The organism is Mycobacterium simiae, from assembly GCF_008370645.1.
Lineage (GTDB): Bacteria > Actinomycetota > Actinomycetes > Mycobacteriales > Mycobacteriaceae > Mycobacterium > Mycobacterium simiae_A.
Map to the genome: position 1 here is coordinate 1 of NZ_VTZN01000064.1, position 25,368 is coordinate 25,368.

Here is a 25,368-nt window from a genome sequence, read left to right on the forward strand (position 1 = left end):
CCAGCCCGGGATGACGGCGTCGCGGTTCGTGGCGTGCCCGTTCGGAGGCGCCGGCGCGCGGGGGGAAAGGATGTACCGGACCGGGGACGTGGTGCGCTGGAATGCCCAGGGCGACTTGGAATTCGTCGGCCGCGCCGACGGACAGGTCAAGATTCGCGGGCATCGCGTCGAGTGCGCCGAGGTGGCCGCCGCGCTGTCGGACCATCCGGGGGTGACCCAAGCGGTGGTGATCCCTCGCGAAGACGGGCCGGGCGGCAAGCGTCTGGTCGGGTACGTCACCGGACCCGTCGACCCGACCGAGGTGCGTGCCCGGCTCAACGACCTGCTGCCGTCATACCTGGTGCCCGCTGCGGTGCTGGTGCTCGAGGCGCTCCCGTTGACCGCCAACGGCAAGCTCGACACCCGCGCCCTCCCGGCACCGCACTACGTGGACTCCGCGGGATACCGCGCCCCGACCACCCCGGTCCAGGAGATGCTTTCCGGCCTCTACGCCCAGGTGCTCGGGATCGAGCGCGTCGGTATCGACGAGTCGTTCTTCGACCTGGGCGGCGATTCGCTGCTGTCGATGCGCCTGGTCGCCGCGATCAACACGGCCCTAGGCACCGACCTCAAGGTGCGCGTGTTGTTCGAAGCGCCCACGATCGAGAGCCTGAGCCGACGGCTGGACGCAGCCGGCAGTTCGGCCGAAGTCATGCCCGTCGAGACACTCAAGGACGGGGTCGGGGTGCCGCTGTTCTGTCTGCCGCCCGGCGGCGGGCTGAGCTGGCCGTACCGCGGTCTGGGCGACTACCTGGATTGCCCCGTCATTGGCCTGCAGCAAGACCCCGACATCGGACAATCGATTCGCGAGCTGGCCAAGTACTACGCGCAGACCATTCAGGCGCTGCACCCCGAAGGCCCCTACCACCTGCTCGGCTGGTCTTTTGGCGGCGGTGTCGCCCATCAGGTCGCCGTGGAGCTGCGCCGGCAGGGATGTGTGGTGGCACGCCTCATCGTGCTCGACCCGACGGCGCTTGACGCGCCGGTGTTGGAACCCCTGACCGAACGCGACGTGCTGGAGATGGCTCATCGGCAGTACGGGCCGGACTTCGCACCCCCGTCCCGTCAGCTCGTGCAGACCATCATCAGAAACGTCAACAACAACGCGGTACTGCAGTCACAACACGTGCCCGAAGTCTTTGATGGTGACATGATCATCTTCTCGGCACGGTCCGGCAACATCGGCTTGTCGCCGAGAAAGCGTTGGCGCCCATACGTTTCTGGGAGCATCACCGAACATCCCGTCGACTGCACGCACGACCAGATGCTGACCCCGGCAGCCCTGAAATCGTTCGGCTACCAGATTGCAGCCGCGCTTCGGGCCAATGAGGTGCATCGGGGACCCGCCACGTGAAAAGCTGCACGGCATGGCCTAGCTATCGCGCGACCCAAGAAGCAAACATCGCCGTCGGTGAAAACCGGCAGGTCGGCTCCGCGGAATTCGGCGCCTCGCATGGGCGCGCGGTGTTCTGGCTGCCTGGCGCTCCGGCGCCCGCCGGCAGCTTCCGACCGAGCCCGTCGCTACGCCGACCACCACAATATCCGCCTGATTGGTGTCGACCGACTCGTCGTCGGCTCGTCGACGCCGTATCAGCACGAGCACGTGATGTCGCGGCTGAGCTCGATGCCCAGCTGTTCTACCTGCTGGGGGGCTGAGACTATGACCATCGTGCCGATCGCCAAAAGCTTCATCGAACGCCACGAATTAGCGCGCTCGCCGGCAGTTCTGGAATCCCTTTTTTTCCATTGGAATGGAGATGTTTTACCGATGGTCAGATCATCGACACCGCCACGCCGTGGCGTGGCAACGCCAACGTCAACGATGGGCTCTGCGTGCCGAGCCGGTCTACAACCCTTAGGACCGTCCGGGTGCGTGGCGGGCGATCGAGCCCTATTTGGCCAAACGGGCACGACGCGACCAGCCGAAATCCTCACACCCAGCGCAAGGCCCCCAGCCACCTCGGCTTCAAGTCAGGGTACTAAGCACTATGTCCAAATTCGGGTTTGAGCACCCGGCGCTTGCGGGCTACCCGGTTACTCCGCCGCCTCTGATCCGTCCGGTGACCTTCGACCAGTGTTGGAGTCATGTGACTTTCGTCCACTGGCCGGTGTTGCCCGCAACCGTCGCCCAGCTGTATCCGCCTGGGACGCGACCAGACGTCTTCGCCGATGGCATGACCTACATTGCCTTGGTGCCGTTTTTCATGACCAGCACCAAACTCGCTACCGCGCTTCCACTTCCGTACTTTGGCAGCTTCCAGGAGACCAACATCCGGCTGTATTCAATCGATGACGACGGCCGCCACGGCGTTCTCTTCAGATCTCTGGAAACGGCGCGGCTCGCGGTTGTGCCCATCACCCGGATCGGCCTGGGGGTTCCTTATGCCTGGGCGAAAATGCGAGTCACGTTGTCTGGCAATCGGATAACCTATCAGAGCGTGCGCCGGTGGCCGCGGCGCGGGCTACGCAGCCGGCTCACCGTCGACATCGGTGAGGTGGTTGACCCTACGCCCCTGGAGATCTGGCTGACCGCCCGCTGGGGCGCCCACACTCGTAAGGCCGGCCGCACGTGGTGGGTGCCCAACGAGCATGAAACGTGGCCTGTGCACGCGGCACAGATCGTCGAACTGGACGACGAACTGGCAGCCGCGAGCGGGGTCCAGCCCGTCGGCGAGCACTTGCGTGCGCTGTATTCGCCCGGTGTGCGAACGCGTTTCGGGCGCCCCTGTCTTGTTCGGTGAGGCTCAGTAGGCCAGCACAGGGAAGAAGCCGCTAGTGCGTGACCGCCGCAATAGGACGTCGCCGAGTCCGGACAGCCAAAACCCGCCGCGCGGGTAGTCGGCGCCTGGCTGGAGGCCGGTGGCCGGCTGGCCACCGACACCATCCTGCAGCCCAAACCGGACGGGTCGCACTCATAAATTCGTCGGGATCGGTCCGTCAGGAATCCAGCGCTCGCCCGTTACACATCGAGACTGACGCCAGCGCGACAAAGCGCGAGTGGACGTCACGGTACCGTCGATCTCGGCGCAAGGACCAGGATCGACGAACTCACCAGCTCGACCACTTAGCGCGGTAAACCTCAGACCGCCGCCGCGACCGGACCGCCGCCAGCGCCTGCTGCCACGCGAGCATTGTCGCGGCCGACAAGTTGGCCGGCGTCACGCTGTTCTTGGACAGCAGCGCGGTGGCCGCGGCTTTCGTGGCCGCCGACACCTTGGAAATGTGGCCGGAGTCGAACGGCGGTTGCGGGTCGTACTCAATGACTAGCTGGATCGCCTTGGCACGGCTTTCCCCGCCCAGCTGCGCGGCCAGCCACAACGCGAGGTCGAGTCCCGCTGACACTCCCGCGCTGGTAATGATGTTGTCTTGATGCACGATTCGCTGGTCGGCGACGGGGATGGCGCCGAAGGCCTTCAGCGCCGGAAGGGTGAGCCAGTGCGAAGTGGCGCGCTGGTCCTTGAGCAGGCCGGCAGCCGCCAGGATCACCGAGCCCGAACACACCGAGGCTGTCCAGCTGGTGGTCCGATGGGCCCGCCGCAACCAGTCGAGCAGCTTCTCATCGCGCGCGTGCACCGGTGTCGACGGTCCACCGGGCACCAGAATGAAATGGGGGGAAGGAGTTTCGGCCAGCGAGTGGGTGGCGCCGAGCACCAATACCCCGGAGTCAGCGGTGATCGGCCCCGGTTCGTGCCAAACGAAACGCACCTCGGTGCGTGGCAGGTTTCGCAGCACCTCGTACGGGCCGATCATGTCCAACGCGGTAAAGCCGGGGTAGGTGACGATCGCGATTTGGGTCATCGGTGCTCTTCTCGGTGGTTAGGCGAAGGCTTTGCGGTATTGATCCGGTGAAATGCCGACCCGGCGAACAAAGTTGCGGCGCATCGTTTCCGCGGTGCCGAACCCGCAGCGGCTAGCGACTGCCACGACGGTGTCGTCGGTTTCTTCCAGCTGCCGCCGGGCAGCTTCGGTGCGGACGCGCTCGACGTACTGGCCCGGCGCCTCACCGACCTCCTCGGTGAACACCCTGGTGAAATGACGTGGGCTCATCGCCGCCCGCTGGGCCAGATCACCGATGCTGTGCGGGCCACCGGGCTCGGCCTCAATCGCCTCTTGCACCTGCCGAATCGAGGTCCGTTTGGCGCGCGGCATCCAGACCGGGGCTGCGAACTGGGTTTGCCCGCCGGGGCGACGTAGATACAGCACAAGCCAGCGGGCGACCGTCTGAGCGACCTCGGTGCCGTGATCGTCCTCAACCAGCGATAACGCTAGATCAATTCCCGCGGTCACCCCCGCCGCGGTCCACACCGTCTCGGAGCTGCGCACGAATATCGGGTCGGGATCCACCTCGACGGCCGGAAACTCGCGGGCTAGCCGGTCGGCGAAGGCCCAGTGGGTGGTCGCGCGGTGACCGTCGAGCAGTCCCGCCTCAGCCGCCAGGAACGCACCAGTGCAGACGGTGACGAGACGACGTGTGTGGCCGGCGACTACCTTGATCCAGTCAATCAATTCACGGTTGCCTCGTGCGGCGTCGACCCCTGCGCCGCCGGGCAGCACGACGGTGTCCACGGCGGCACTCGGGTCGGGTAGCGGCTGAGCCATCAGGGCAAGGCCGGTGCCGGTGGTCACTGGTTGCCCATCGGGTGCGGCCAGCGTGACATCGTAGCCACGCTGAGTCAGCAGTGATGCCCCAGCAAAAACCTCGAACGGCCCCACCACGTCGAGCGCCTGCACCCCGGGGAAGGCGGCGATCAGCACCGTGCGAGCCATGGACTCAGTCTGGCCGGGCTATCGTGTGGCGTCTACGCCATGTATCCCACAATTTAGGACACAGACTCATCAGTGCGGACCTGGCCAACGGCAACCGCGCCGGGCTTGGCAGACTGTGGCCATGGCACAAATAACCTTGCGCGGAAACACGATCAACACAGTCGGCGAGCTGCCGGCCGTCGGATCTCCGGCCCCTTCCTTTTCGCTGACTGGTGACGATCTGGGGGCTGTCGGCATTGACCAATTCCGCGGAAAAACCCTCGTACTGAATGTCTTTCCGTCCATCGATACGCCGGTGTGCGCGGCCAGTGTGCGAGCCTTCAACGAGCGCGCCGCCGCGCGCGGCATCAAGGTGTTGTGCGTTTCAAAAGATCTGCCATTCGCGATGAAGCGATTTTGCGGCGCGGAGGGGATCGACAAGGTAAAGGCGGCCTCAGCGTTCCGGGACAGCTTTGGCGAGGACTACGGCGTCACCATCACCGACGGGCCCATGGCGGGCCTCCTCGCGCGGGCCATCGTGGTGGTCGGCGCCGACGGCAACGTCGCCTACACCGAATTGGTGCCGGAGATCGCGCAAGAGCCCGATTACGATGCCGCGCTGGCGGCAGTCGACGCCTAGTTCTCCGGTAGTTCCGGCGCTGGCGCTTGTCGGCCTTGCGTGCCTTTCCTGTCGGCATGCAGCGAGATCTTGTAGCGCGCGAGTGTTCCGGCGAAGGCTCGGTGCTCCCGACGCTGACCGGGAGTGCTAAGTGGGCGGCTCCCGTGCGATGGCGGTGGTCGCTGCTACCAGCAAACCCGCCATCACGCTGATGCCAGCGTGCGCATCGCCACCTGGCTGGAGTCGAAAAATCGCTGAGTGTTCCCTGTGGCTCGGCTGTGACAGCTGGGTTCAATGAACGGGTGATGGGTAATCTCGAAGCGCGCGGCTGGTTTTCTGGCGTCAACTTAGTGTGTCGTCGGCATCAGGCGGCAAACGCTCGTTCAGGTTTGCCGTAAGAGGGAACCCGGTGTGACTCCGGGACTGTCCCGCAGCGGTATGCAGGAGCGACCGCCGTCATCGGCACTGGCCCCACAGCCTTGGGGTTGGGAAGCGACGGTCAGTAGGTGCACAAACTTTAGTGCGTGCCTGTGAGTCCGAAGACCTGCCAGTTGCGCTGGTCGCGTTGTGTTCGCGCGCGTCGCCTCGTGGATTGGGCGGATGGCCATAGTGCTAGGACCAGGCTGCGTCATTGTGGTTGCTGCCCATCGGCCCTGGCGGCTTCACGTCCTACCGGCGACGGGCATCCCGCATCGGAGGACGTCTGAATGGTTACGCAGCGATGACCGCTCCGATATGGCTGGCAGCGCCGCCGGAGGTGCACTCCGCGCTGCTGAGCAGCGGCCCGGGACCGGGCCCGTTGCTGGCATCGGCAACCGAGTGGAGTTCGCTCAGCGTCACCTACAGCGAAGCGGCCGAGGAGTTGTCCGCTCTGCTGGCTAACGTGCAAGCCGGGGCCTGGGCCGGCACCAGTGCGCTGGCCTACGCGGCCGCCAACGCGCCGTATCTAGCGTGGCTGATACAGGCCAGCGCTAACAGCGCGGCAACCGCCGCCCAACAGGAAGCCGCGGCCGCCGCCTACAGCACCGCCCTGGCCACGATGCCCACCCTGGCCGAGCTGGCCACCAACCACGCCGCCCACGCGGTGCTGACGGCTACGAATTTCTTTGGCATCAATACCGTCCCGATCACACTCAACGAAGCCGACTATGTACGGATGTGGATCCAGGCCGCCACCGTGATGAGCACCTATCAGGCGGTCACCACGGCGGCGGTCGCTTCGGTACCACAGACACCGCCTGCGCCGAAGATCGTGAAGTCCGACGCTCCGGCCGTCGCTGCCGCCGAGTGGCCGACCCCCCCGGACTGGCAGAAGTGGATCCTGGATTTCTTGAATGCCATCGGATACACCGCGTTCTTTAACAACGTCATCCAACCCATCATCAACTGGATTGCGCACATCCCCTTCTTGCAGGCGCTGTTCGCGTTTGATCCGTATCTACTGATCCTGATGGATCCGCTGACCTACCTCAGCCCGCTCAACATCGCGTTAGCCCTGGGCTACCCGATGGACATTGCGACCTATGTTGCCCTGCTGTCGGAAACGTTCTCATTCATCGCAGCGGACCTCGCGGCAGCGTTCGCTACCGGCAACCCGGTCACGATCGCTTTCACCATTCTGGCCGTCACGATCGAGGCCATTGGCACGATCCTCACTGACACCATCGCGCTGTTGAAGACACTGCTCGAGCAGGCGCTTATCGTGGCGCTTCCGGCCATTTTGCCGATGCTGGCGGCCGGCGCAATGCCGCTGGCTGCCAGCGCTGTGCTGGCACCAATTGGCGTTAAGGGCTTGGCGTTAGCTCTGGCGCCGGTCCTGCCGGCAACGGCGTCGGTCACGCCGCCCCTGGCCGCGCTCGCTCCCCACGTTTCGACCCCACCCAGCCCAACTGCTGGCCCGACGCCGGCTACCGCACCCACCAACGCGCCGGCCGCCACGCCTGCTCCACCGCCGCCTGCCAGCGCGCCACCGGGAGCCACCGGGACCGGCGTGTCTAACTACGGCTACCTGGTCAGTGCCCTGGACGCGACCGCACAAGGAGCGGCCCGCACCGGCGTGCGAAAGAGGGCACCGGAGCACGATTGCGCCGAAGCCCCAGCGGACGCGGCGATGCCCCAGGAGGCAACCGGCACGCCCCGGCGCCGGCGGGCGAAGGTCCAGGAACTCGGTCGCGGCTATGAATACGCAGATTTGGAACCGGTGACTGCTTCGGATGAGAGCGCGGGAACCCTCGGGTTTGCCGGAATCGCGCACCAGGACGGCGCCGGAGCAGCGGGATTGGTCACGGTCGACGAGGATGCGTATGGTCCGCGGGTGCCGATGATTCCAAGCACCTGGGAAGTAGAGGAGTGCTTGTCGTGACACGGCGAGTAGTTCCCGGGGGACTGGCTGCGCTGACCGGGAGCGCAAAGTGGGCGCTCCCAAGCGATGGTCGTTTTGGGTGTTGTCGATAGACAGCGGGCTGGGGCGGCCTGGTGTTCAAATGGTGGTGCACGGCTAACGATCGAGGATCGGAAGGTCGATGCTCATTCCCGTGGTCCCAACGTCGATGAATATGAGCTTGCTCAAGCGCTACGGGGTCGGTTCCATTACCGGCAGCGTCGACTATTGGCTGAGCTGGCCGCGGCATCGACGACATTGCGGCGGGGCTGAGGCCCGATCCCGAGACGTTGGCGAACCCACAAGCCGACCCGAGGCACTGTCAGAGTTAGCGGTGACGTGGCGTGCTGGCAGATAACCGTTGGACGCCGCGATGGGCCGGCCGGCAGAATCAGCGCCGTGCTCCAAGAGCAGATCTGGGATTCCGCCGCGGCGCAGCGGTATGACACTATCGGCACCGGCATGTTCGCCCCCGAGGTGCTGGGGCCGACGGTCGAGCGCCTCGTCGAACTCGCGGCAGATGGCCGAGCGCTAGAATTCGCTATTGGAACCGGCCGGGTGGCCATCCCGTTGGCCGAGCGGGGTGTGTCCGTCACCGGCATCGAACTGTCCCACGCGATGATCGCCCGACTCCGCGAAAAGGCCGACGACGCAGCCATTCCCGTCGTCACCGGCGATATGGCCTCCACCCTCGCCCCGGGCGAATTCACCCTCGTCTACCTGGTCTACAACACGATCTCTAACCTGCTAACCCAAGCCGAGCAAGTCGCCTGCTTCCACAACGCAGCGCGCCACCTCACCCCTGGCGGCCGTTTCGTGATCGAGCTGTGGGTGCCCGAGTTGCGCACGCTCCCGCCAGGACAGCAAGCCACAGTATTTCATTCCGAGCCCGGTTATCTCGGCGTGGACACCTGGGACGTCGCGCACCAGCGGGTTGTCTCGCACCACTTCCACTTCGGGGAGGGAAAACAAGCTCAACTGTTCCGCAGCCCGCACCGCTACGTCTGGCCAGCTGAGCTTGACTTGATGGCTCAACTTGCCGGATTCGAATTGGAAAGTCGGCACGCGGACTGGTCGGGTGCCGCGTTTACCGCGGAGTCCCGTTCTCACGTCTCCGTCTATCGCCTCCCCGCTGCTCCGACCGCCCGATGAGAGGCGACTGAGCGCCACGTTATGTTCCTTTTCCGAAGGTAGTGCCCAGGCTTTCAAGCCGGAATCGACCGTAGGGGTTGATGTTTGACCAGGAAAGTGGCCTCAGAGCGGGCCGCTGGAAGCGACGCCAGGACCGAGACTTCGGCGTACTCACGGTCTGGGGCCGGTGAGGTCGTCGTCCCTGCCCTAGCCGATCGCGGTGTTGCCGGAGTCTTGGCGCTCCACAGCTTGCAGATTGCCGCGGATCTCCCGACGCAGGCTGGGTAAGTCGCGGCCAGCATCACGAAAAGTGCCCGCGCGAGGAAGGTAACGCCGTCGACGACCTCGCGAGCAGCCACCGAGGTGAACTCGCGAGTGAACTGAGCACATCGAGCAGATCAGGCGTTCACCACCGGCGGATCACCTCGCCGCAACGCGGCGTAATGCACCTCGCGGGAGGTATCGAAGTCGCCGAGCAGATCGTCCTCGGGGTGCACCTCCGACATGCGGCCGCCGCAATAAACAGGTGGGCAGCGCGCCAATACCGTTGCGCCGGAAAATAATTCGGTTCATCGGAACCCGAATAATCGAAACGTCGCGCTGAACAAGACACACCCGGTTGATACGCGAAAGTCATTGCGCCACATCATGCTTCGCGGGTCTGGCGGCGCGGGTCAACGAGGTCGCGGAAGCTTTCAGCGGGACATACGCCGGCACCAAGACCTGAGACCCGATTGGTCAGCGCTTTGTCTGATGTGACAACCCGAATCTCGTGCGGCCGGGCGTCGGCTGTCACCAGCCGGACGATCTCGTCATCGGCCGAGTTGGCCGCCGCTTGGGGCGCATACGCCACTTCGATCACCGAAGCGCGAATCGGGGTCGCCGGCGGCCGCTCGAATACCACCGTCACGCCGTGACCTTGAGCGCCTTCCGGATCGCGAGCCCAACTGTCAAGCTTGTCCACCAACGCAACCATCGCGCCGTGACGGTCCTTCCACCAACCGTCCGGGCGACATCCGATCACGTTCATACCGTCGACAATCCATCGCACCACTCAACGGTACGACCAAACGATGCGACGACCCCCCGAAGTCATCGGGTCAAAACCAGCGACGCTTTCGGTACCTCTTGTTGATCTCTTTACGGAACTGCTCGGCGTGCTGTTCGGCAGCGGCGGCTTCCAACGCGCCCAGCGCGTTGACGACCTCGAGGTGTGAAAGGATGAGCAATCCATTCAACTGCTTGACCCGCTCGGGGTTATTCGCCAGCGTTTCTTCGTCGTCGCTGTAGATGAGCAAGAAGTCACGCAGGGCCTGACTGCCGGTCATCCGCTCCGGGATCTTCATGTTTTTCAAGATCGTGGCCATGTCAGGGTTGGTCACTAGACCCCTCACTTTCGCTTCCGGCGCTATCACGTGACAGCGCTAGCGTAGGGGAGCCGCCACTCACGTTGGCGATGCGCTGCGAACAGAGCCCCGACGCCGGTGCCGTCTCGCTGATGCGGCACCGCGACGTCTCGTTACGCCAACTGCTCGCCTACGGGCAGGTCCTTTGGCTCTTCGCGTTCCGATTCATCTGACTTCGCGGGCTCATTAGCAGACGCCAGCCCGGCTCTGGAGCCACCCGCGGTCGGTGCGGCACCCGTGCCCATCCCACTGCTCAGAGGTGCAGCGCCACTCATTGCCGACGCGCCGGCGTTGGCGGCTGCCGAGACGACGGGCGAAGATGACGCTCCGATCGCCTCAGACACCAGTGGCGTCTGCGCCGCGGCGCCAGCTTGCGACGCAAGTGCCCCCGCTCCCAACGGTCCGCTACCCACCAGCGCCCCGGTACTGGCCGCGGCCGGTCGGGACATCGCAGCGCCCCGGAAGGCCAGAACGTCAGCGGCGCTGTCGTCGGCGTCCCCATACATTCGCGCGATGTCTGTCAACGCCGTACCGGTCCGCATCAGCTCTTCTTGCGCCGCTACGTTGGACGCCAACATCGAGGCGGCTTCCTGCGCGAATGCCATCACCGCCTGCGCCGAAACCTCCTCACCCCCCGCGGGGATAAGGCCGGTCAGCACCGTCATCGCCGCGGTGCTACCCGCACTGATGCCTTGGCTCCCAAGGTCGACCAGCTGTGAGCCAATGTCACCTGCTGCCGGATCGTGTGACATGGTGTCCATCTGCTTGCTGCTCCTGTGTGTACTTGTGCGCGACACAAACCGTTCATTGTGATCGCCGAGCAATGCAGGCGATCAGCGGGGCCTGTGGCGCGACTACCGCCGCAAACTCCGGTCCAGCGGTGCTGGACGATCCTCTAAGTCTAAGGCCTGCGGGAAGTCTGGCCAGCAGCTTTCTTTCGGACGAGCATTAGCACCTGTGACGAATCCCATTTCAGCTGCCGAGTCGTGAGGCGCGCCACACCAGCTTGCCATGACCCGCCGCCCTCGCATGAGCACAATGCGCAAAAGCAGCGCGGCAGTTATGCAGCCACCCTGCTAAATTCGGCTTCCGATTGCCGCTGCGAACTGTGATTTAGGAGTAGCCGCTCTGCGGTTTTCACCCTTTCCAGATTCGGCACCGATTGGAGATCTCAACGGTGACGATTGAACTGGGCGAAAAGCGCAAAAGTCCGATCGCCTGAATACCGCCGGCGATTGAGCTTATTGTCGCGCGTCATCAGCCGTCGGTACACACCAGCCGCTTAGCATCAGGGTGCTGCGTGACTCGAAAATCCTGATAACTGGCGTGACGGGTCAGGTTGCCGCTCCGGTCGCCCGCGCCCTGGCTGCCGGCAACGAAGTCTGGGGCGTCGCGCGCTTTGCCAACCCTGACGCGCGCGCAGACTGGGCCGGCGACCACATCGTCAGTATTCAGGAGTGGTGCGCCTACCTGGGCGCCCTGATCGGCAGGGAGCCGGTGTTCATTGAAGGCGCACCGGCGCTGCGCGGAAATCCCGATGACCTGACCCGCCTCCACGAACTGATCGACAGCGGGACCACAGTCGACTGGCGCGATGGGATGCGTCGAATGGTGGCCAAGTTCCACCCGGAGTTCGTGAGCAACTGAAGCACCCGCACAATGAGTAGACTCACAACGAAATAACTTGCGCGCCACGGTCGTTGCCAATTCCGTTCGGGCCGCTCGCCGCGAGCTGGCCACTTTCGTCGGCATCGGCAAGTAGGGAATCAGGGGCTTGCTGTGTCGATCAGCTTCAGCGCCGGGATACCGCGATAGTCTTTACGCCGGCAATGCACCGGTAGCGATGCGGACGCCGCTCAGCTAGGCTCGCGGTGAGGAGCACGAATGGGATCCCTGGCCGCGCAGCGAGTGCGCAGCCAGCCTTGGCCGCGGGTGGTGGGGGCTATCGCTCTTGCTGTCCTCGGCGCCTGCGGAGCGACCGTATTGATGACGGCACCGCGCGCACACTCCACGTCCGCAAGCCTCGCGTCGCGAACAAACTGGAACTTGGCTGCTGCGTTGCCGGCCAGCGCGGACTTTCCGGTCGACTGGGGATACTCGTTGACCGGGCGATTGCAGCGGAACGCCACCTCGCCCGTTGCGGGCGCGGCTGCGCCGCGCCCGCAACGCCCGGAAGCGCTCTACGCACCGTCTCCCTGCAGCGGAGTTCCGAAGGTGCTCAATCACTTCGGAGACAACCTGGCCGCCTACGTCCAGGTAGACCGCTATGCGCAGCTTGTCGTACCAGACGCGCCGCCCGCCGATGCCGCGGCGACCGGGGAAGGTAGAGAGCACGGACCCAATGCGCGATTTGCGATTACCGATTTTCCGGCCTCGTGGACCGTTAGCGATATCAACGAGCTGTCAGATACGTTCGGTTACTTCAGGTATCACGTGTCCGATGAAGGCCTCGGCTTTACCCCGGTCAAGTGCTTCGCGGTGGTCGGTGTGGCCTCCACCGGCGCGTTCGACGCGGCCGAAGTGTTCGGACACGATCCAGCCGATCCGGCAGAGGTGGCTGATCGTAGCGACATCCGCCTGACGGTCGGTCGCGAATTCGACCCAACCGGATTTGACGCGTTCACCGGCCTGGTGTCGCGCTGTCACCAACAACCCTTCGACGCCGTCTTCGATAACACACTGCGTCGCATGGCAAACCGCTGAACGTGCCGAACCCGAACGGGTCCGGCACGACTGGCTACCTCGAGCCATCAGGACGGTCAGCCTTCAGAGCCCTTGAGGTAGCGGCGCAGAAACGCGGTGGCAGCAACCGCGGCCGTAATGCCCACCACTGCCCACAGTACGAAGTGGAAAGCCATCGAGCCGACGAACCAACCGAAGGTCATCGAGATGTACAGCAGCCAGATCAGCCGGACGAAGGACCACGCCGCCACCAGGCCGAGGCTTATCCCGATCACCAGACTTGGCTGGCGATCCACGCGGCTGATCTTCTCTTCGAGACTGGTGGGGACGATGTTCATGTGCTCATTTCCTTTCCTGGGGCGCCGCTTCCTTGGGCGCCGTTGGGATTAGCACAGGCCGGTGGGGTGGCTACCGATCCCAACTAAAATGTCAGCTGCGCTGCCTGCTTCGTTAGGCGAAAAAGGCGCCCGCCGACGTAATCACGTCTCCGGCAGCCAGATCGCTCTTGGTGAGATTCTTGAAGAGCAAGCCGACGTTGTCGCCCGCGTCCGCGGTTTCCATCTTCTTGCGAAACGCCTCGATCGCGTCGACCCGCACACCGGACCCGTCGTTGATCCGTACCTCGTCGCCGACCCGCAATTGCCCGTACTCGACGCGGCCAGTGGCGACGATCCCGCGACCACGGATGAAGAACACGTCCTGAACCGTCATGCGAAACATGTGGCAACCGTACGCTGATCGGCACGGGTTGGCTGCAGCGTGCGAGCACCCGTTGACCAGCAGCAGGCAGGCGCTACCCGTCGGCGACCTTGCGACTACCAGACCCGGACCCAGTCGACGAGCATCTGGGCGGGATAGGTACCGGGCCGGGGATCGCCGCCGCCGGAACCGGCGACCGCCAGATTAACGACCGGCGACACCGCGTAGCCGGGATCGTTGAACGGCCAGTCCGGCAATGAGTTTGCCGCCACGGCGAAGTACGGCTGCGCGCCGTCCACGTAGTCTTGCCAAAAGCGCATGCCGGTCTCATCCCATTGGCATCGCCACGTGTGCCACCCGCTGTCCAGCGCGATGTTGTACGTCTTCCATTCGGAACCGTTTGATTTGGCGTGGACGGTGGTGGCCGACGGCCAGCTGCCGTTGCCGTACCACTCGACGATGTCAATTTCGCCGCGGTCTTCGTTGGACAGCCACCAGGCCGGCCAGCACCCTGCGGTCAAGCAGTCAAATTTGATGCGAGCCTCCCAGATGTGGCCGATTCCGCCCCGCCACGGGCTGACCAACTTGCCCGAGTAGTACGTGGCACCGTCTTTCGCGGCACGGATGACCAGGTTGGACTTGCCATCGAGGAAGACGTTTTGACGATCGTCACGGTACTGCCCAACGTTCTCGGGCAGCTCCCAATACGTCGGGTCCTTCATCTGCTCACGCGCTCGGGCTACGGTCCACTTCGAGGAGTCGGGTGCCGAACCGGCCGGGCCATCGAATTCGTCATGAAAAAGATAGTTGCCGGCCTGACCACTGGGCGCCGGCGCTGCGGGCACGTCGTGTCCGTTGGGGAGGGCAAGCGCCTTCGGCGCAGGAATCGCCGCACCCAGCACGCCGAATAGACCGACGCCCGCCATCCGCATCATGCGCCGACGATCCATCTCAGGCATAAGCCAGGGACGATAGCAGTTAAGCCCGTACGGTGCGAAAGCGCGAGTGGAGCCTACCGGGTCAGCTTGACCACGAGCTTGCCAACGTTCTTGCCGTCGAACAGCATGTTGATCGCGGTGGGCAGCTGCTCGAAGCCCTCAACAACGGTTTCAAGAGGCGTTAGTCGGCCCTCGGTCATCAGGCCGGCGATTTCGGCGATCGCCTCGGGCGCTTGGCCGAAGTGATCCATAACAATGAACCCCTGCAGTGTTGCGCGTTGGACGAGCAGGTTGCCGAAGGCGCGCGGCCCGGGCGGCGGGTCCGCCGAGTTGTAGCCGGAGATCAGGCCACACAGCGCGACACGCGCCCGGATGTTGAGCCGCGCGAATATCGCGTCCATGATGTCGCCGCCCACATTCTCGAAGTCGACGTCGATGCCGTTGGGAGTGGCGGCGGCCAGCTGAGCGGCCCAGTTTGGGGCGCGGTGGTCGACGGCGGCGTCAAAGCCCAGCTGCTCGGTCAGCAGCGCGCACTTCTCCGGTCCGCCCGCGATGCCGACCACGCGTGCCCCATCGGCCTTGGCCAGCTGACCGGCTACCGAGCCGACCGCGCCGGCTGCCGCCGACACCACGACCGTCTCGCCCGGCTTCGGCTTGCCGATCTCACGAATCCCGATCCAGGCGGTGAGCCCGGTCAACCCCAGCGCGCCGAGGTAAGCGCTTGGGGAGACTCCTTCGGCGATGTCAACCGGTTGCGAGGGCATCGCGTCTGAGACGACCGCATACTCCTGCCAGCCGAGAAGACCCTGCACCGTTTGGCCAACCGCATAGCTCGGGTGTTTCGACCCAACGACCTCACCCAACCCGATTCCACGCATCACCGCACCGATTCCTACCGGCGGCAGATATGTCGGCGTTTCGTTGATCCATCCGCGGTTGGTCGGATCGAGTGAGATCCAGTCGACGCGCACCAGCGCCTCCCCGTGACCGATTTCTGGCACCTCCGTCTCGCTGAGCTCGAAGGTACCCGGATCGATGCGACCGGTGGGGCGTTCACGCAGCAGGAATCGGCGGTTTCGATCAGGCATGACCGCACCGTACCTTGACCGCCGTCGTCAGGGCGATCGCAAGCGGCTGTTATCCGGCCGGTGAACCTGGATCTGGCCTAAACGCCCAACCGACATCGCTAGATGCCATCTGGATTCCCGCAGGAATGGAGCACATCTGCCGCACCTTGGCATGATGGCACGTTGCCGAGTCGGAAGGACTGATTGCGGCTTATCGACACGGGTCGTCGCTTGGCCGCCGCAGCCCGACCCCGCAGACTGGGCCTGCACAAACCGTGCCGTGCGATTACTTTTCTTGCTCAACGACTCTCGACAGCCGGTCCGTCGTCATAACCGCATTATTCTGCGCCACGGCAATGGTTGCATTTGAAATGATTACGTTGCCATCCACCAAGGACCCTTCTTGCAATAAATATCGAGTTCAGACCGGGTTTATCAAGAAGAGATCGGCGCGGCTATAGCTGCGCGAGTTGCGCACCAACGTCGGATAGCGACGAAATTCACGGCGAATTCTCATCTAATGACACGGTTTGATCACAGGTTTGCTAACAATCCTGACTCCTAAGCGCGTAAACCCGAGACGGTTGGGTGGGAGGAGTTGACAATCGTGGCGAACGCATCGGAGGCAACGGTGATTTATCTGCACTCGCACCCGGCTTGGATTGCGGCCCAACGTCGTGACAGCCAGCTCCTCGCGGAGATGCGCCGTCACCCTGCATACCTGGGGCGACAACGTGCCGCCGCAATGGCCGGCGATGCCGGTACCGCCGTTCCTACCCGGGCATGGACCAGTGCGGACGCGCCCGCCTGACATCTTAGCCAGCTGGTGAGGTAACGCTCCGCCCAATGTTCGTATTCTGATACGGACGATTGAGGGAGCGCGCCATGTCTCAGACATCCGCCACCACCCGCATTACCTTCCCGGGAATCAGTTCGCGCGCGTGGGAACACCCCGCCGATCGGACAGCGTTATCCGCGCTGCGTCGCCTCAAGGGCTTCGACCAAATTTTGAAATTGCTGTCGGGAATGCTGCGCGAGCGCCAACACTGCCAGGATCTGGATACCGCGATCCGAGTGGAGATGAAGCTCGCCGGCGGCAGCCGGTTGGACAAGCTGGATTCAGCGCCGTTCTTGGCTCAGGCCAGGGCGTACGAACGAGCCGGAGACATGCGCGACGGGCTGCTCAAGCTGCTCAATCTGGAGCTGCAGACACACCCGTTCTCGGTGCTGCGGGCGGCCGCGCTAACCACATGGGCAGATACCGGCGGCTACGGAAGGTGATGTCCGGCCACTACCCGGGGTGCGCTGACGATGACAAAGCCTCCTCGTCCGACGATCTGGGCGAGGCCGCCCGCACTATAGAGACGGCTTCGATCAGTCCGACGATCCGTTGATCAAAGGCATTCGTGACGGCCTCGGCGGCTTCGTCGACGGCGTCGGCCGCGCTGCCACGAGCGCCGCGGATTCGCTGGGCCGCAAGATCAATGAATGGCGCCAGCCGAAATAGCTGGCCGGTGACTGAAATTCCACCGAGCTGTGGCGCCCGGGTATCACCCGGCAGCAGGGGGTTTTGCCATGACCGAGGGCCTGAAACCGTAGCTGGGTAGGTTGCGCCCGTAGTGATTTCCGATCAATTGCCCAAAGGGGGTCATCGGCAGGGTGTTGAGGCCTTCGGCGGCGGCTGGTATCGCTGCGGCGTTGGTTAGGGCCCCCACGGCGGGGTTGGTCATGGCGGTCACCGGCGCCCAGCTCGGCGGCACCGACAACGCACCCATGGGCAGTGCTTTGCCCAGACTCGCCGCCACGCCCCCGGCGTGGGCGGCGGTGTTGGTTGCCGCCGACCCGGCCGCCGAGATCGCGCCTTCGACCGCCGTAGCCGCCGGCGCGAGCCCCTTCGCGAACGACGTCATGGCGGTAACTCCGTTGCTGATCTGCCCGAAGGACTGGCCCATCTGCACACCCGTCTGCCCTGCCGAAATGTAGGGCAGCGTGTATTTGCTGTAGAGCATCACCAGGTCGTCCAGCGGTGTGTACTTGACCAACCATTCGTCGATCGACTTGCCCGAGATGGGCGCCGATAGCGTCTGCAATGCCTCGGTAATGCTGGGATTCAGCACCGACGCCATGTTCGCCGCATTGCTGGTGACGGCGTCATTCTGGGCATTCACGACCGCACTGGCCTGATCGGCTAGCCCGGCGGGGTTCACGACGTCCTGCGGCTCGACGAAGTCGCTCAGCTGCGCCGCCGCCGCCGAGGAGCCCGCATAGCCATACATCGCCGCCGCATCCTGGGCCCACATCTCGACGTATTCCGCCTCGGTGGCCGCGATCGCCGGAGTGTTTTGCCCGAAGAAGTTTGTCGCGATCAACGCCGCCAGCAAAACGCGGTTAGCCGCGATCACCGGCGGCGGCACTGTCGCGGCGAACGCCGCCTCGTAGGCGGCCGCGGCCGCGGCCGCCTGACCCGACGCCAGTTCGGCCTGCGCGGCGCTGCTGTCCAGCCACGCCACCAACGGTGTCACCGACGCCGCCAGCGACACCGACGCCGGACCCAGCCACGAACCGCTGGTCAACCCGGAGATCACCGAACGATGTCCGGCCGCCGCGGCGTGCAAGTCCGCGGCCAGCCCAGTCCATCCGGCCGCGGCAGCCAGCAACGACCCGGACCCCGGTCCGGTATACATGCGCCCGGAATTCACCTCCGGCGGCAGCAAGCCATAATCCATGTTTCCCACCCCCACTTGATGCCAGGCCGCTTAGCCAGCCGACGCCGCGTTGGCTGCCTCAGTGGCCGCGTACGAACCCGCGCTGGCCGCCAACGTCGCCGCCAACGCCTCTTGAATCCGGGCAGCACGGGCGCCCAAGGCCTGATACCGCTGAGCATGAGCGGCAAACTGCGCCGCCGTCAGCGCCGACACCTCATCAGCAGCCGCGGCAACCACCGCGGTCGTGGGCCCCGCGGCGGCCGCATTGCCCACACTCAACGCGGCACCGATCGACTGGACATTACCCGCGGCCGCCGCCAACATCTCCGGATAGGCCGTTACAAATGACATTCCGTCTCCCTTCCGAGATTCAGGTGAAAGGCGTCCAATAAGTTAATGCCTTAGATGTCACGAGACGCTACGAACAGAACGTTCGCCGAAGCAACGCGTGATCGCGCCCGACGTGGCTCTGATCTCCGAGTTTCACCAATATTCACGTTGATTTTAAAAACGCGCCTGGCGCAACCAGCAACCTTATCTTTATTGATGCGTTCACGTTGGCGGGTTGCTGATAGCATGCTGCCATTGGCCGGCGGTGACTTGTGAACGCGCTTCCCAGCCCGCCGCCCGACATCATTACACGTGGCATCTGCCCTGCTCAGTACGCTGAAATCGAGAGACCACCGGTGCCCGCTCGTCCATCGTCATCAGGAATATGCTAATTTCTCGCGCAGCGTTCATTCATTTTGCTAGCACGGACAATTCCAGGCACCACAGTAATACTCATGCTGATTCTATGAAAATGACGTGTGCTCTCGAATATGTTGAGTCAATGGTATTAATTCTCGCCGTGATTCTATCATTTTCATATGCTCGTAAACACGGCGGACGGTATGCTCCCCGCTTTTCCTCAATCGGAGCCAGTGTGGGGAACACCCGAGGCATTGCACGCGTTGCCATCGATGTTTCTCCCGCACTTCACTGAGGCGGTACGGCATAACACCGGCATAGCCGGGAGAAGATGATCTGAAAGCCTGAGACGGCCCGACACACCTCAGAGCCTGGCTGCGACGAAATCGGCTGCCTGGTTGGCCATGCCCGCCTGGATGTAGGCACTGGCCAGATGTTCTGGCCAGTTCTGCTTCCAGGTGTTTGGGTCGGCCGGGTTGCAGACGGGGTCGGTGCCGTGGCACAACTCGATGGTCCGGTCGTTGTACACCGGGCTGAAATTGGTAATGGGACCCACCCACTGACTTCCATTGCCGAACAGCGCGACAGCGGCGATATGTTCATCGGCGCCAGCCGGCAGCGGGCTGTTGAATCCGAACGCGGACATGGGCACCGCAAGCACTACGTCGGCGACCGCAGCGCCGAGGGAGTAGCCGCCCAGCACCAGCCTGGTGTCGGGGCAGGTGGTGACCATGTACTGCACGTGCCGGCTCATGTCGTTCGCGCCGACGTCGACTTCGGTATCGGCGGGATACTTCACGGCGTAAGTGCCCATGCTCTTACCCCCAACTTTGGAGCCGAGAGCGTTGATGAAGGCATTGCCGAGCGCGCCTAGGCCCGGCGACTCATATCTGCCGCGGGCAAAGACAACTTCCACTTGGGGACAGTTCGCCGCGGCGGCTGACCGCGCCGCGCCGGGCGCGCCGGGCGGCAGCAGGGCTGCAGCGATCACGGACACAGCCGAGATAGCAACCCCCGCCAAACCAATGGTTACTGAGTTATGAGCAGGCAGAGCACGCACAAGACGATGTTAGCCATTCCGCTCCAACCGGTGGGCGGCTTCGAGAACCAAGCGCTGTTGGATCGGACGGCACACAATACGACAACCGCTGCTTGGAATGACGTTCGGCTTCTACAGCTACCGGCATCCAGCGTGCGCGCAGGGCGACGACACGCCGACATGCATCACCCTCAGCACACGCCCGACACCGATATTGCCTCAGCGAGGAGCCGAGCTAGCAGACCGCCGTGGCGCGCGAACGTCAATACCACAGCGCCGTAATGGCAGCTCACCGACCCGAGCCACACCAACGGCGGCGGAGGCATCGAGATGGCAGCAGTACCTCACCGACGACCGCAAGATCATTGCCTGGGTCAATTCGCAGTCATCTGGAACAGCAACGACCGGCGCACCAAGCCCGATCACTTCCTTGTCGTCACCGGAATCGACACCAACAGCGAGACTGTCCACTTCAATGATCCCCAACCACCCGGACGAGCAGGTCTCCGTCTCCACCTGCACGGCGGCCTGGCAAACCGGGGGAGACTCGATCGTCGTTACTGCAGCCCGTTGAAATTGCCGGCACCCCACGAACGGGTGGTCTCGCGGGGTGCCGACGATCCGCGGTTGCTACTGGAGGTCGAACCTGTCGCTATTCATCACCTTGACCCAGGCCGCGACAAAGTCCGCCACGAATTTCCCTTTCGCGTCGTCTTGCGCGTACACCTCAGCCAACGCTCGCAGCACCGAGTTCGACCCGAACACAAGGTCATTGGCAGTCGCGGTCCACTTGAGCTCGCCGGAGGCCCGGTCGTGGCCCTGGTAGACGTTCTCCGCTGCTTCTGACGCCTTCCACTCCGTATCCATGTCGAGCAGGTTGACGAAGAAGTCGTTGGTCAACGCGCCCGGCTTGTCGGTGAACACCCCGTGCTTGCTGCCACCATGGTTGGCGCCCAGCGCACGCAAACCGCCTACGAGCACCGTCATTTCCGGGGCTGTCACCCCCAGCAGGTACGCCCGCTCGACCAGAAGGTGCTCGAGCGGTGCTTTCTCGCCGGGCCGCAGATAGTTACGGAAACCGTCGGCCCGCGGTTCGAGCACCGCGAACGACTCCACATCGGTGTTCTGCTGCGAGGCGTCGGTACGCCCGGGCGAAAAATGCACCGAAATCTCGTAACCGGCGTCCTTGGCCGCCTTCTCCACCGCCGCGGACCCCGCCAGCACAATCAGGTCGGCCAGCGAGATCTTCTTGCCACCGGATGCCGCGTCGTTGAATTCCTGCTGGATCCGCTCCAGCACCGGCAGGATCTTCGCCAACTCCGAAGGCTCGTTGGCCGCCCAGTTCTTCTGCGGCTCCAGACGCAGCCGCGCTCCGTTGGCGCCGCCGCGCTTATCGGTACGGCGGAAGCTCCCCGCCGCCGACCACGCCGTCTTGACCAGCTGCGGAACCGATAGCCCGGACGCGAGCACCTTGCTCTTCAGCGCCGCGACATCCTGTGCGTCGACCAACTCGTGATCGACGTCCGGAACCGGGTCCTGCCACAACTGTGGCTCGCCAACCCATGGCCCCAAGTAACGGCTAATCGGGCCCATATCGCGGTGCAGCAGCTTGTACCACGCCTTGGCGAACGCCACGGTTAGCTCTTCGGGATGGTGCAGCCAGCGCTGCGTGATCTGGCGGTAGGTCGGGTCCTCACGCAGCGAAATGTCGGTCACCAACATGGTAGGGGCACGACCGGGCCCGCCGAACGGATCCGGGATGGTCCCCGCACCGGCACCGTCCTTCGCGGTGAACTGCCAGGCGCCGGCCGGGCTTTTGGTCAGCTCCCACTCGTAGCCGTACAGGGTCTCCAGGAAGGAGTTGTCCCACTTGGTCGGGGTGGGCGTCCAGACGACCTCTAGGCCGCTGGTCATGGCGTCCTTACCCGCGCCGCTGCCGTAGGAGCTTTTCCAGCCCAGTCCCTGTTGTTCGATCGGGGCGGCCTCCGGCTCGGGACCAAGCAGATCAGGATCGCCGCGGCCGTGGGTCTTGCCGAAGCTGTGGCCGCCCACGATAAGTGCGGCGGTTTCCTCGTCGTTCATCGCCATCCGGCCGAACGTCTCACGGATGTCCACCGCCGCGGCAACCGGATCCGGCTTGCCTTCGGGGCCTTCGGGATTGACATAGATCAGACCCATGGTGGTGGCACCGTACGGCTGCGCCAGGTTGCGTTCACCGGAGTAGCGCTTGTCGGTGCCCAGCCAGGCGTCCTCTTCTCCCCAAAGGATTTCTTCGGGCTCCCAGACGTCCTCGCGGCCGAAGCCGAAACCGAAGGTGTTGAATCCCATCGACTCCAGCGCGCAGTTGCCGGCGAAAATGATCAGGTCCGCCCACGAGATCTTGTTGCCGTACTTCTTCTTGACCGGCCAGAGCAGCCGCCGCGCCTTGTCCAGGCTGGCGTTGTCTGGCCAGCTGTTGAGCGGCGCGAACCGCTGCATACCCTGACCGCCGCCGCCGCGACCGTCGTGAATGCGGTAGGTGCCCGCGGCGTGCCAGCTCATCCGGATGAACAGACCACCGTAGTGGCCGTAGTCGGCCGGCCACCAGTCTTGGGAGGTGGTCATCACGGTGAACAGGTCAGCCTTGAGCGCCTCGACGTCGATTGTGGCGAATTCGCTGGCGTAGTCGAAGTCCTCGCCGAGCGGGTTGGCCAGGGGATTGCCCGGCTGTAGCAGCGACACGTCGACCTGGTCCGGCCACCAGTCCCGGTTCGTCAGGGGCGCATGCGCTTTCGGTTTGGGCGATGGGATCGCCGGGTTTTCGCTTTCACTGGTGCTTGCCGTCTTGGTTTCTGGGTGGGGAGGGCGGCTATCGGAGATATCGGATGACACAACATTCCTTCCGGGTAATAGTGAATCGGGCTGTGATCATGGTTGTGATCGGGGCACTGCGGTAGAGCAATCGGGGCACAGGCCCCAGTAGATGACTTCAGCCTCGTCAAGCATGAAGCCATCAAGAATGTTGGTGTCGTCCGAAGGAGTCAGGCACGGCGCCGCGCCGACCGCACAATCGACATCAGCGATCATTCCGCAAGCCCGGCATACGACGTGGTGGTGGTTATCACCGACGCGGGATTCGTAACGCGCAACTGATCCGGAGGGCTGAATTCGCCGAATCAGACCTACCAAGGTGAGCGCATTGAGTACGTCGTAAACCGCCTGGCGGGAAACGTCAGGCAGGCCGGTCCGCACTGCTGAAAAGATCGTCTCAGTGTCGGCATGCGGGTGAGCGTCCACGGCCTCTAACACAGCGAGCCTGGGGCGGGTCACTCGCAGATCGGCCATCCGCAGCTTGCCTGTGTAGTCCGCCGTCGAGGCCACTTGGCCACTATGACGCCTTTTCTTGAATCAGTCAAGACTCTTGTCGGCTGCCTCGACACGCCACTGCCGGCGAAACATGACGCCCCACGATCATCCACCCGCCATTACCCAGCGTCGACCTAGTACGACCGAATCACGTTGTGCTACAGCTTGACTCGCGTAACTCCGGGATACCGCCGACCCATGTCCCGAGCTATGCGCAGCGCGACACCAGCTAACCTTTGGATCCAAGGGCTCATTGGACCTCGCGACGGGCCGCACGTTGGTCGGCCGCGATTTTCAATCGCGAACACTAAATGGCCTGGCGGCCAACGTTATTGCCTACTCTTTCGAGCGCGGAGAATGTGATCAAGCGCGTTATGGCAGACGCGGGCCATCGTCCGTGGTGTGAGCAACCGTCCGCACCGCGGTGTCGCATGGGCCTAGGTAGTGACTGATCGCTCCAGGCTCGCCAACGACGCCACGAGGTAGTCCTTCGGGAACGGTGGCATCCCGCCGACCTGGTCGCGGAAGTCCTGCGGCGTGGCCGTCCAGTCGTAGGTAAGGGTGACGTCGGTGTGGTCGCCGTTTGGGGCCAGGTCGTAGCGCCACGCCCAACCACCGGCAGCGTGGTTTCCAGCACTGTCGAGCTGTCCCGGCATCCAGCCGATGGCGCGATCCATTTCAAACACGTTGACCATGTTGTAGGTGATGTAGTCACCACCGGCTCGGGCGAGATACATGTTCATCGCAAAGATTTGACCTGCGCCGCAGATCGGTGCGGTGGCCACCGCACCGCGGACCCAGTCGCCGGGCTCGGTGTCGCGATGGCGCGAAGGATCCGCTAGCACCGCGAAAATCGCTGCCGGACTGGCGGCGATGGTACGGGTGACGACGTAGCGTTGGCAGCTCACGGTCATGCGTTGTCCTTTGGTCCGTAGACGCGGGCGATATCGGGCGAGTCCAGCCAACCAGAGTAGGTTGCCCGCGACGGCCAACCTGGCGGTGAGTCGAGCCATTCCTCCTGGCGGCCCCAAGGAAGTATGTCAATGAGACCGAAAATGTGGCTGAGCTGCTCGGTGCCGCGCCCGTTGGTGTGCCATGTGCGGTAGACGGTGTCGCGGTCGCGCAGAAACACGTTGACCGCGAAGCCCCCACCCGGTGGCGCGTCCATGTCAGCGGCAAACGGACTATCCGATGACGATTACCAGTCCATCTGGTTCCCCACCTTGGACTTGTATGCTAACGCCTCTTCGATCGCTCCGGTGGTGACGACGACGAAGCGCGCGTCGTAGTTGTCGAGGAACTCCAGCCGTGTGAATTGCGACGTGAAGCCCGTGCAGCCGCCGCACTGCCAGTCGGCACCGGCTGACCACATGTGGTAGTAAACGATGAGCTGTGCGTCGTCGTCGAACACGTCGACCAGGCGGATGGGTCCGTTAGCGCCGGTCAAGGTGTACTCGGGCAGCATGACCATCGGCAACCGGCGCCGCTGCGCGGCGATCGCATCCAGTTCACGGGTGGCGGTCTTCTCACGCTTGCGCAGTTCGTCGAGCGCGGCGCGCCAAGTCTGGTGATCCACGATGGGTGGTAGTGCGTTGGCCATGATTTCCACCTTCGCTGTCGATGTGTCCTGTTGTATGGGTCTGACCGGCGGCGGGGCCAAAATTCATCGGCGAACTGCGACCGCGTGCCGCTTGGACAACAGCCGCACGCTGTTGTGTTCCGTGCAGGCGCGAACCGGCGTAGCATCGACCGCTTGCGTCCCCAGATTGTTTGAGCTGATAGCGCAGGGGGAATGCTGCGGCGCGGCGGCGCCACCGTCGGGGGCCGCCGGGTCCAGAAAGGCACAATCATGGCTCAGAAGCTCAGGCCGCACTTCGGCAAC

The 25,368-nt window shown here is 64.0% G+C and carries 22 protein-coding genes, 4 pseudogenes and 1 riboswitch; of the genes and pseudogenes, 10 read left to right on the forward strand and 16 right to left on the reverse strand.

All coding sequences use genetic code 11. The features are described from left to right. From F0Q45_RS29900 to F0Q45_RS12160, 3 genes and pseudogenes are all read left to right on the forward strand, one after another. On the forward strand, nt 1–1,393 hold a 1,393-nt coding region (locus F0Q45_RS29900), incomplete at its 5' end, for a thioesterase domain-containing protein (protein ID WP_149654198.1). Beyond that, a pseudogene (locus tag F0Q45_RS29245) lies at nt 1,390–1,640 on the forward strand (alpha/beta fold hydrolase); the annotation flags it as partial. The gene F0Q45_RS29900 and the pseudogene F0Q45_RS29245, both read left to right, overlap by 4 nt. Before the next feature lie 387 nt (nt 1,641–2,027). Next, the gene (locus F0Q45_RS12160; RefSeq protein ID WP_149654199.1) at nt 2,028–2,780 is read left to right on the forward strand and encodes a YqjF family protein; all 753 of its coding nucleotides are present in this window, start codon (nt 2,028–2,030) and stop codon (nt 2,778–2,780) included. A 307-nt stretch (nt 2,781–3,087) separates the two neighbouring features. Here F0Q45_RS12160 and F0Q45_RS12165 read toward each other — a convergent pair whose 3' ends face one another. Together F0Q45_RS12165 and F0Q45_RS12170 are read right to left on the reverse strand one after the other, a co-directional pair. Next, nucleotides 3,088–3,837: a DJ-1/PfpI family protein gene (locus F0Q45_RS12165; protein ID WP_149654200.1), complete on the reverse strand. Its 750-nt coding sequence runs from the start codon at nt 3,835–3,837 to the stop codon at nt 3,088–3,090. An 18-nt stretch (nt 3,838–3,855) separates the two neighbouring features. Then, the gene (locus F0Q45_RS12170; RefSeq protein ID WP_149654201.1) at nt 3,856–4,806 is read right to left on the reverse strand and encodes a GlxA family transcriptional regulator; all 951 of its coding nucleotides are present in this window, start codon (nt 4,804–4,806) and stop codon (nt 3,856–3,858) included. Between the two features lie 121 nt (nt 4,807–4,927). Here F0Q45_RS12170 and tpx point away from each other — a divergent pair, with 121 nt between their 5' ends. The 3 genes from tpx to F0Q45_RS12185 all read left to right on the forward strand — a co-directional run bounded on the left by tpx (nt 4,928) and on the right by F0Q45_RS12185 (nt 8,936). Continuing rightward, nucleotides 4,928–5,425, forward strand: coding sequence for a thiol peroxidase (gene tpx, locus F0Q45_RS12175; protein ID WP_149654202.1), 498 nt, complete (start codon nt 4,928–4,930; stop codon nt 5,423–5,425). A gap of 328 nt (nt 5,426–5,753) precedes the next feature. Continuing rightward, a riboswitch (cobalamin riboswitch) is annotated at nt 5,754–5,970 on the forward strand. 155 nt (nt 5,971–6,125) lie between these two features. Next, a complete protein-coding gene (locus tag F0Q45_RS12180; protein ID WP_149654203.1) occupies nt 6,126–7,766 on the forward strand; it encodes a PPE family protein in 1,641 nt (546 codons plus the stop codon). 417 nt (nt 7,767–8,183) lie between these two features. Next, nucleotides 8,184–8,936: a class I SAM-dependent methyltransferase gene (locus F0Q45_RS12185; protein WP_149654204.1), complete on the forward strand. Its 753-nt coding sequence runs from the start codon at nt 8,184–8,186 to the stop codon at nt 8,934–8,936. Between the two features lie 625 nt (nt 8,937–9,561). Here the strand turns inward: F0Q45_RS12185 and F0Q45_RS12190 are convergent. The 3 genes from F0Q45_RS12190 to F0Q45_RS30190 form a co-directional block, all read right to left on the reverse strand. Further along, on the reverse strand, nt 9,562–9,966 hold the full coding sequence (locus F0Q45_RS12190) for an NYN domain-containing protein (RefSeq protein ID WP_149654205.1): 405 nt from the start codon (nt 9,964–9,966) through the stop codon (nt 9,562–9,564). A gap of 49 nt (nt 9,967–10,015) precedes the next feature. Beyond that, a complete protein-coding gene (locus tag F0Q45_RS12195) occupies nt 10,016–10,297 on the reverse strand; it encodes a hypothetical protein (protein WP_149654206.1) in 282 nt (93 codons plus the stop codon). 137 nt (nt 10,298–10,434) lie between these two features. Then, entirely contained in the window at nt 10,435–11,082 is a 648-nt protein-coding gene (locus F0Q45_RS30190) for a PE family protein (protein ID WP_149654207.1), read from the reverse strand. 664 nt (nt 11,083–11,746) lie between these two features. Between F0Q45_RS30190 and F0Q45_RS12205 the strand changes: the two are divergent. Then, a pseudogene (locus tag F0Q45_RS12205) lies at nt 11,747–11,968 on the forward strand (NAD-dependent epimerase/dehydratase family protein); the annotation flags it as partial. A gap of 237 nt (nt 11,969–12,205) precedes the next feature. Further along, nucleotides 12,206–13,024 carry a hypothetical protein gene (locus tag F0Q45_RS29250; RefSeq protein ID WP_262490968.1) on the forward strand — a complete coding sequence of 273 codons (819 nt, stop codon included), beginning with the start codon at nt 12,206–12,208 and terminating at the stop codon, nt 13,022–13,024. 56 nt (nt 13,025–13,080) lie between these two features. Here the strand turns inward: F0Q45_RS29250 and F0Q45_RS12215 are convergent, their stop codons facing one another. The 4 genes from F0Q45_RS12215 to F0Q45_RS12230 all read right to left on the reverse strand — a co-directional run bounded on the left by F0Q45_RS12215 (nt 13,081) and on the right by F0Q45_RS12230 (nt 15,728). Further along, a complete protein-coding gene (locus F0Q45_RS12215; protein WP_149654208.1) occupies nt 13,081–13,341 on the reverse strand; it encodes a hypothetical protein in 261 nt (86 codons plus the stop codon). Nucleotides 13,342–13,453: 112 nt separating this feature from the next. Beyond that, nucleotides 13,454–13,723, reverse strand: a complete 270-nt coding sequence (locus F0Q45_RS12220; RefSeq protein WP_149654209.1) for an EF-Tu/IF-2/RF-3 family GTPase — start codon at nt 13,721–13,723, stop codon at nt 13,454–13,456. 95 nt (nt 13,724–13,818) lie between these two features. Beyond that, the gene (locus F0Q45_RS12225) at nt 13,819–14,661 is read right to left on the reverse strand and encodes a glycoside hydrolase family 16 protein (RefSeq protein ID WP_149654210.1); all 843 of its coding nucleotides are present in this window, start codon (nt 14,659–14,661) and stop codon (nt 13,819–13,821) included. Nucleotides 14,662–14,714: 53 nt separating this feature from the next. Beyond that, nucleotides 14,715–15,728 carry an NADP-dependent oxidoreductase gene (locus tag F0Q45_RS12230; protein ID WP_149654211.1) on the reverse strand — a complete coding sequence of 338 codons (1,014 nt, stop codon included), beginning with the start codon at nt 15,726–15,728 and terminating at the stop codon, nt 14,715–14,717. A 586-nt stretch (nt 15,729–16,314) separates the two neighbouring features. Here F0Q45_RS12230 and F0Q45_RS12235 point away from each other — a divergent pair. Then, nucleotides 16,315–16,518, forward strand: a complete 204-nt coding sequence (locus F0Q45_RS12235; protein ID WP_149654212.1) for a hypothetical protein — start codon at nt 16,315–16,317, stop codon at nt 16,516–16,518. 74 nt (nt 16,519–16,592) lie between these two features. After that, nucleotides 16,593–17,214, forward strand: a pseudogene (locus tag F0Q45_RS12240) (hypothetical protein). A gap of 43 nt (nt 17,215–17,257) precedes the next feature. On the opposite strand, the gene F0Q45_RS12245 reads toward F0Q45_RS12240, so the two are convergent. The 7 genes and pseudogenes from F0Q45_RS12245 to F0Q45_RS12275 all read right to left on the reverse strand — a co-directional run bounded on the left by F0Q45_RS12245 (nt 17,258) and on the right by F0Q45_RS12275 (nt 25,086). Then, on the reverse strand, nt 17,258–18,433 hold the full coding sequence (locus F0Q45_RS12245) for a PPE family protein (protein ID WP_149654213.1): 1,176 nt from the start codon (nt 18,431–18,433) through the stop codon (nt 17,258–17,260). 30 nt (nt 18,434–18,463) lie between these two features. Beyond that, nucleotides 18,464–18,763 carry a PE family protein gene (locus tag F0Q45_RS12250; RefSeq protein ID WP_149654214.1) on the reverse strand — a complete coding sequence of 100 codons (300 nt, stop codon included), beginning with the start codon at nt 18,761–18,763 and terminating at the stop codon, nt 18,464–18,466. A 703-nt stretch (nt 18,764–19,466) separates the two neighbouring features. Then, nucleotides 19,467–20,162 carry a cutinase family protein gene (locus F0Q45_RS12255; RefSeq protein ID WP_149654215.1) on the reverse strand — a complete coding sequence of 232 codons (696 nt, stop codon included), beginning with the start codon at nt 20,160–20,162 and terminating at the stop codon, nt 19,467–19,469. Nucleotides 20,163–20,771: 609 nt separating this feature from the next. After that, nucleotides 20,772–23,012: a catalase/peroxidase HPI gene (katG, locus tag F0Q45_RS12260; RefSeq protein WP_149654216.1), complete on the reverse strand. Its 2,241-nt coding sequence runs from the start codon at nt 23,010–23,012 to the stop codon at nt 20,772–20,774. Between the two features lie 36 nt (nt 23,013–23,048). Beyond that, nucleotides 23,049–23,501 carry a Fur family transcriptional regulator gene (locus tag F0Q45_RS12265; protein WP_188112903.1) on the reverse strand — a complete coding sequence of 151 codons (453 nt, stop codon included), beginning with the start codon at nt 23,499–23,501 and terminating at the stop codon, nt 23,049–23,051. Nucleotides 23,502–23,923: 422 nt separating this feature from the next. After that, a complete protein-coding gene (locus F0Q45_RS12270; RefSeq protein WP_149654217.1) occupies nt 23,924–24,400 on the reverse strand; it encodes an ATPase in 477 nt (158 codons plus the stop codon). Next, nucleotides 24,397–25,086, reverse strand: a pseudogene (locus F0Q45_RS12275) (DUF899 family protein). Before F0Q45_RS12275 ends, F0Q45_RS12270 begins: the two are co-directional and overlap by 4 nt. Nucleotides 25,087–25,368: the final 282 nt, after the last annotated feature.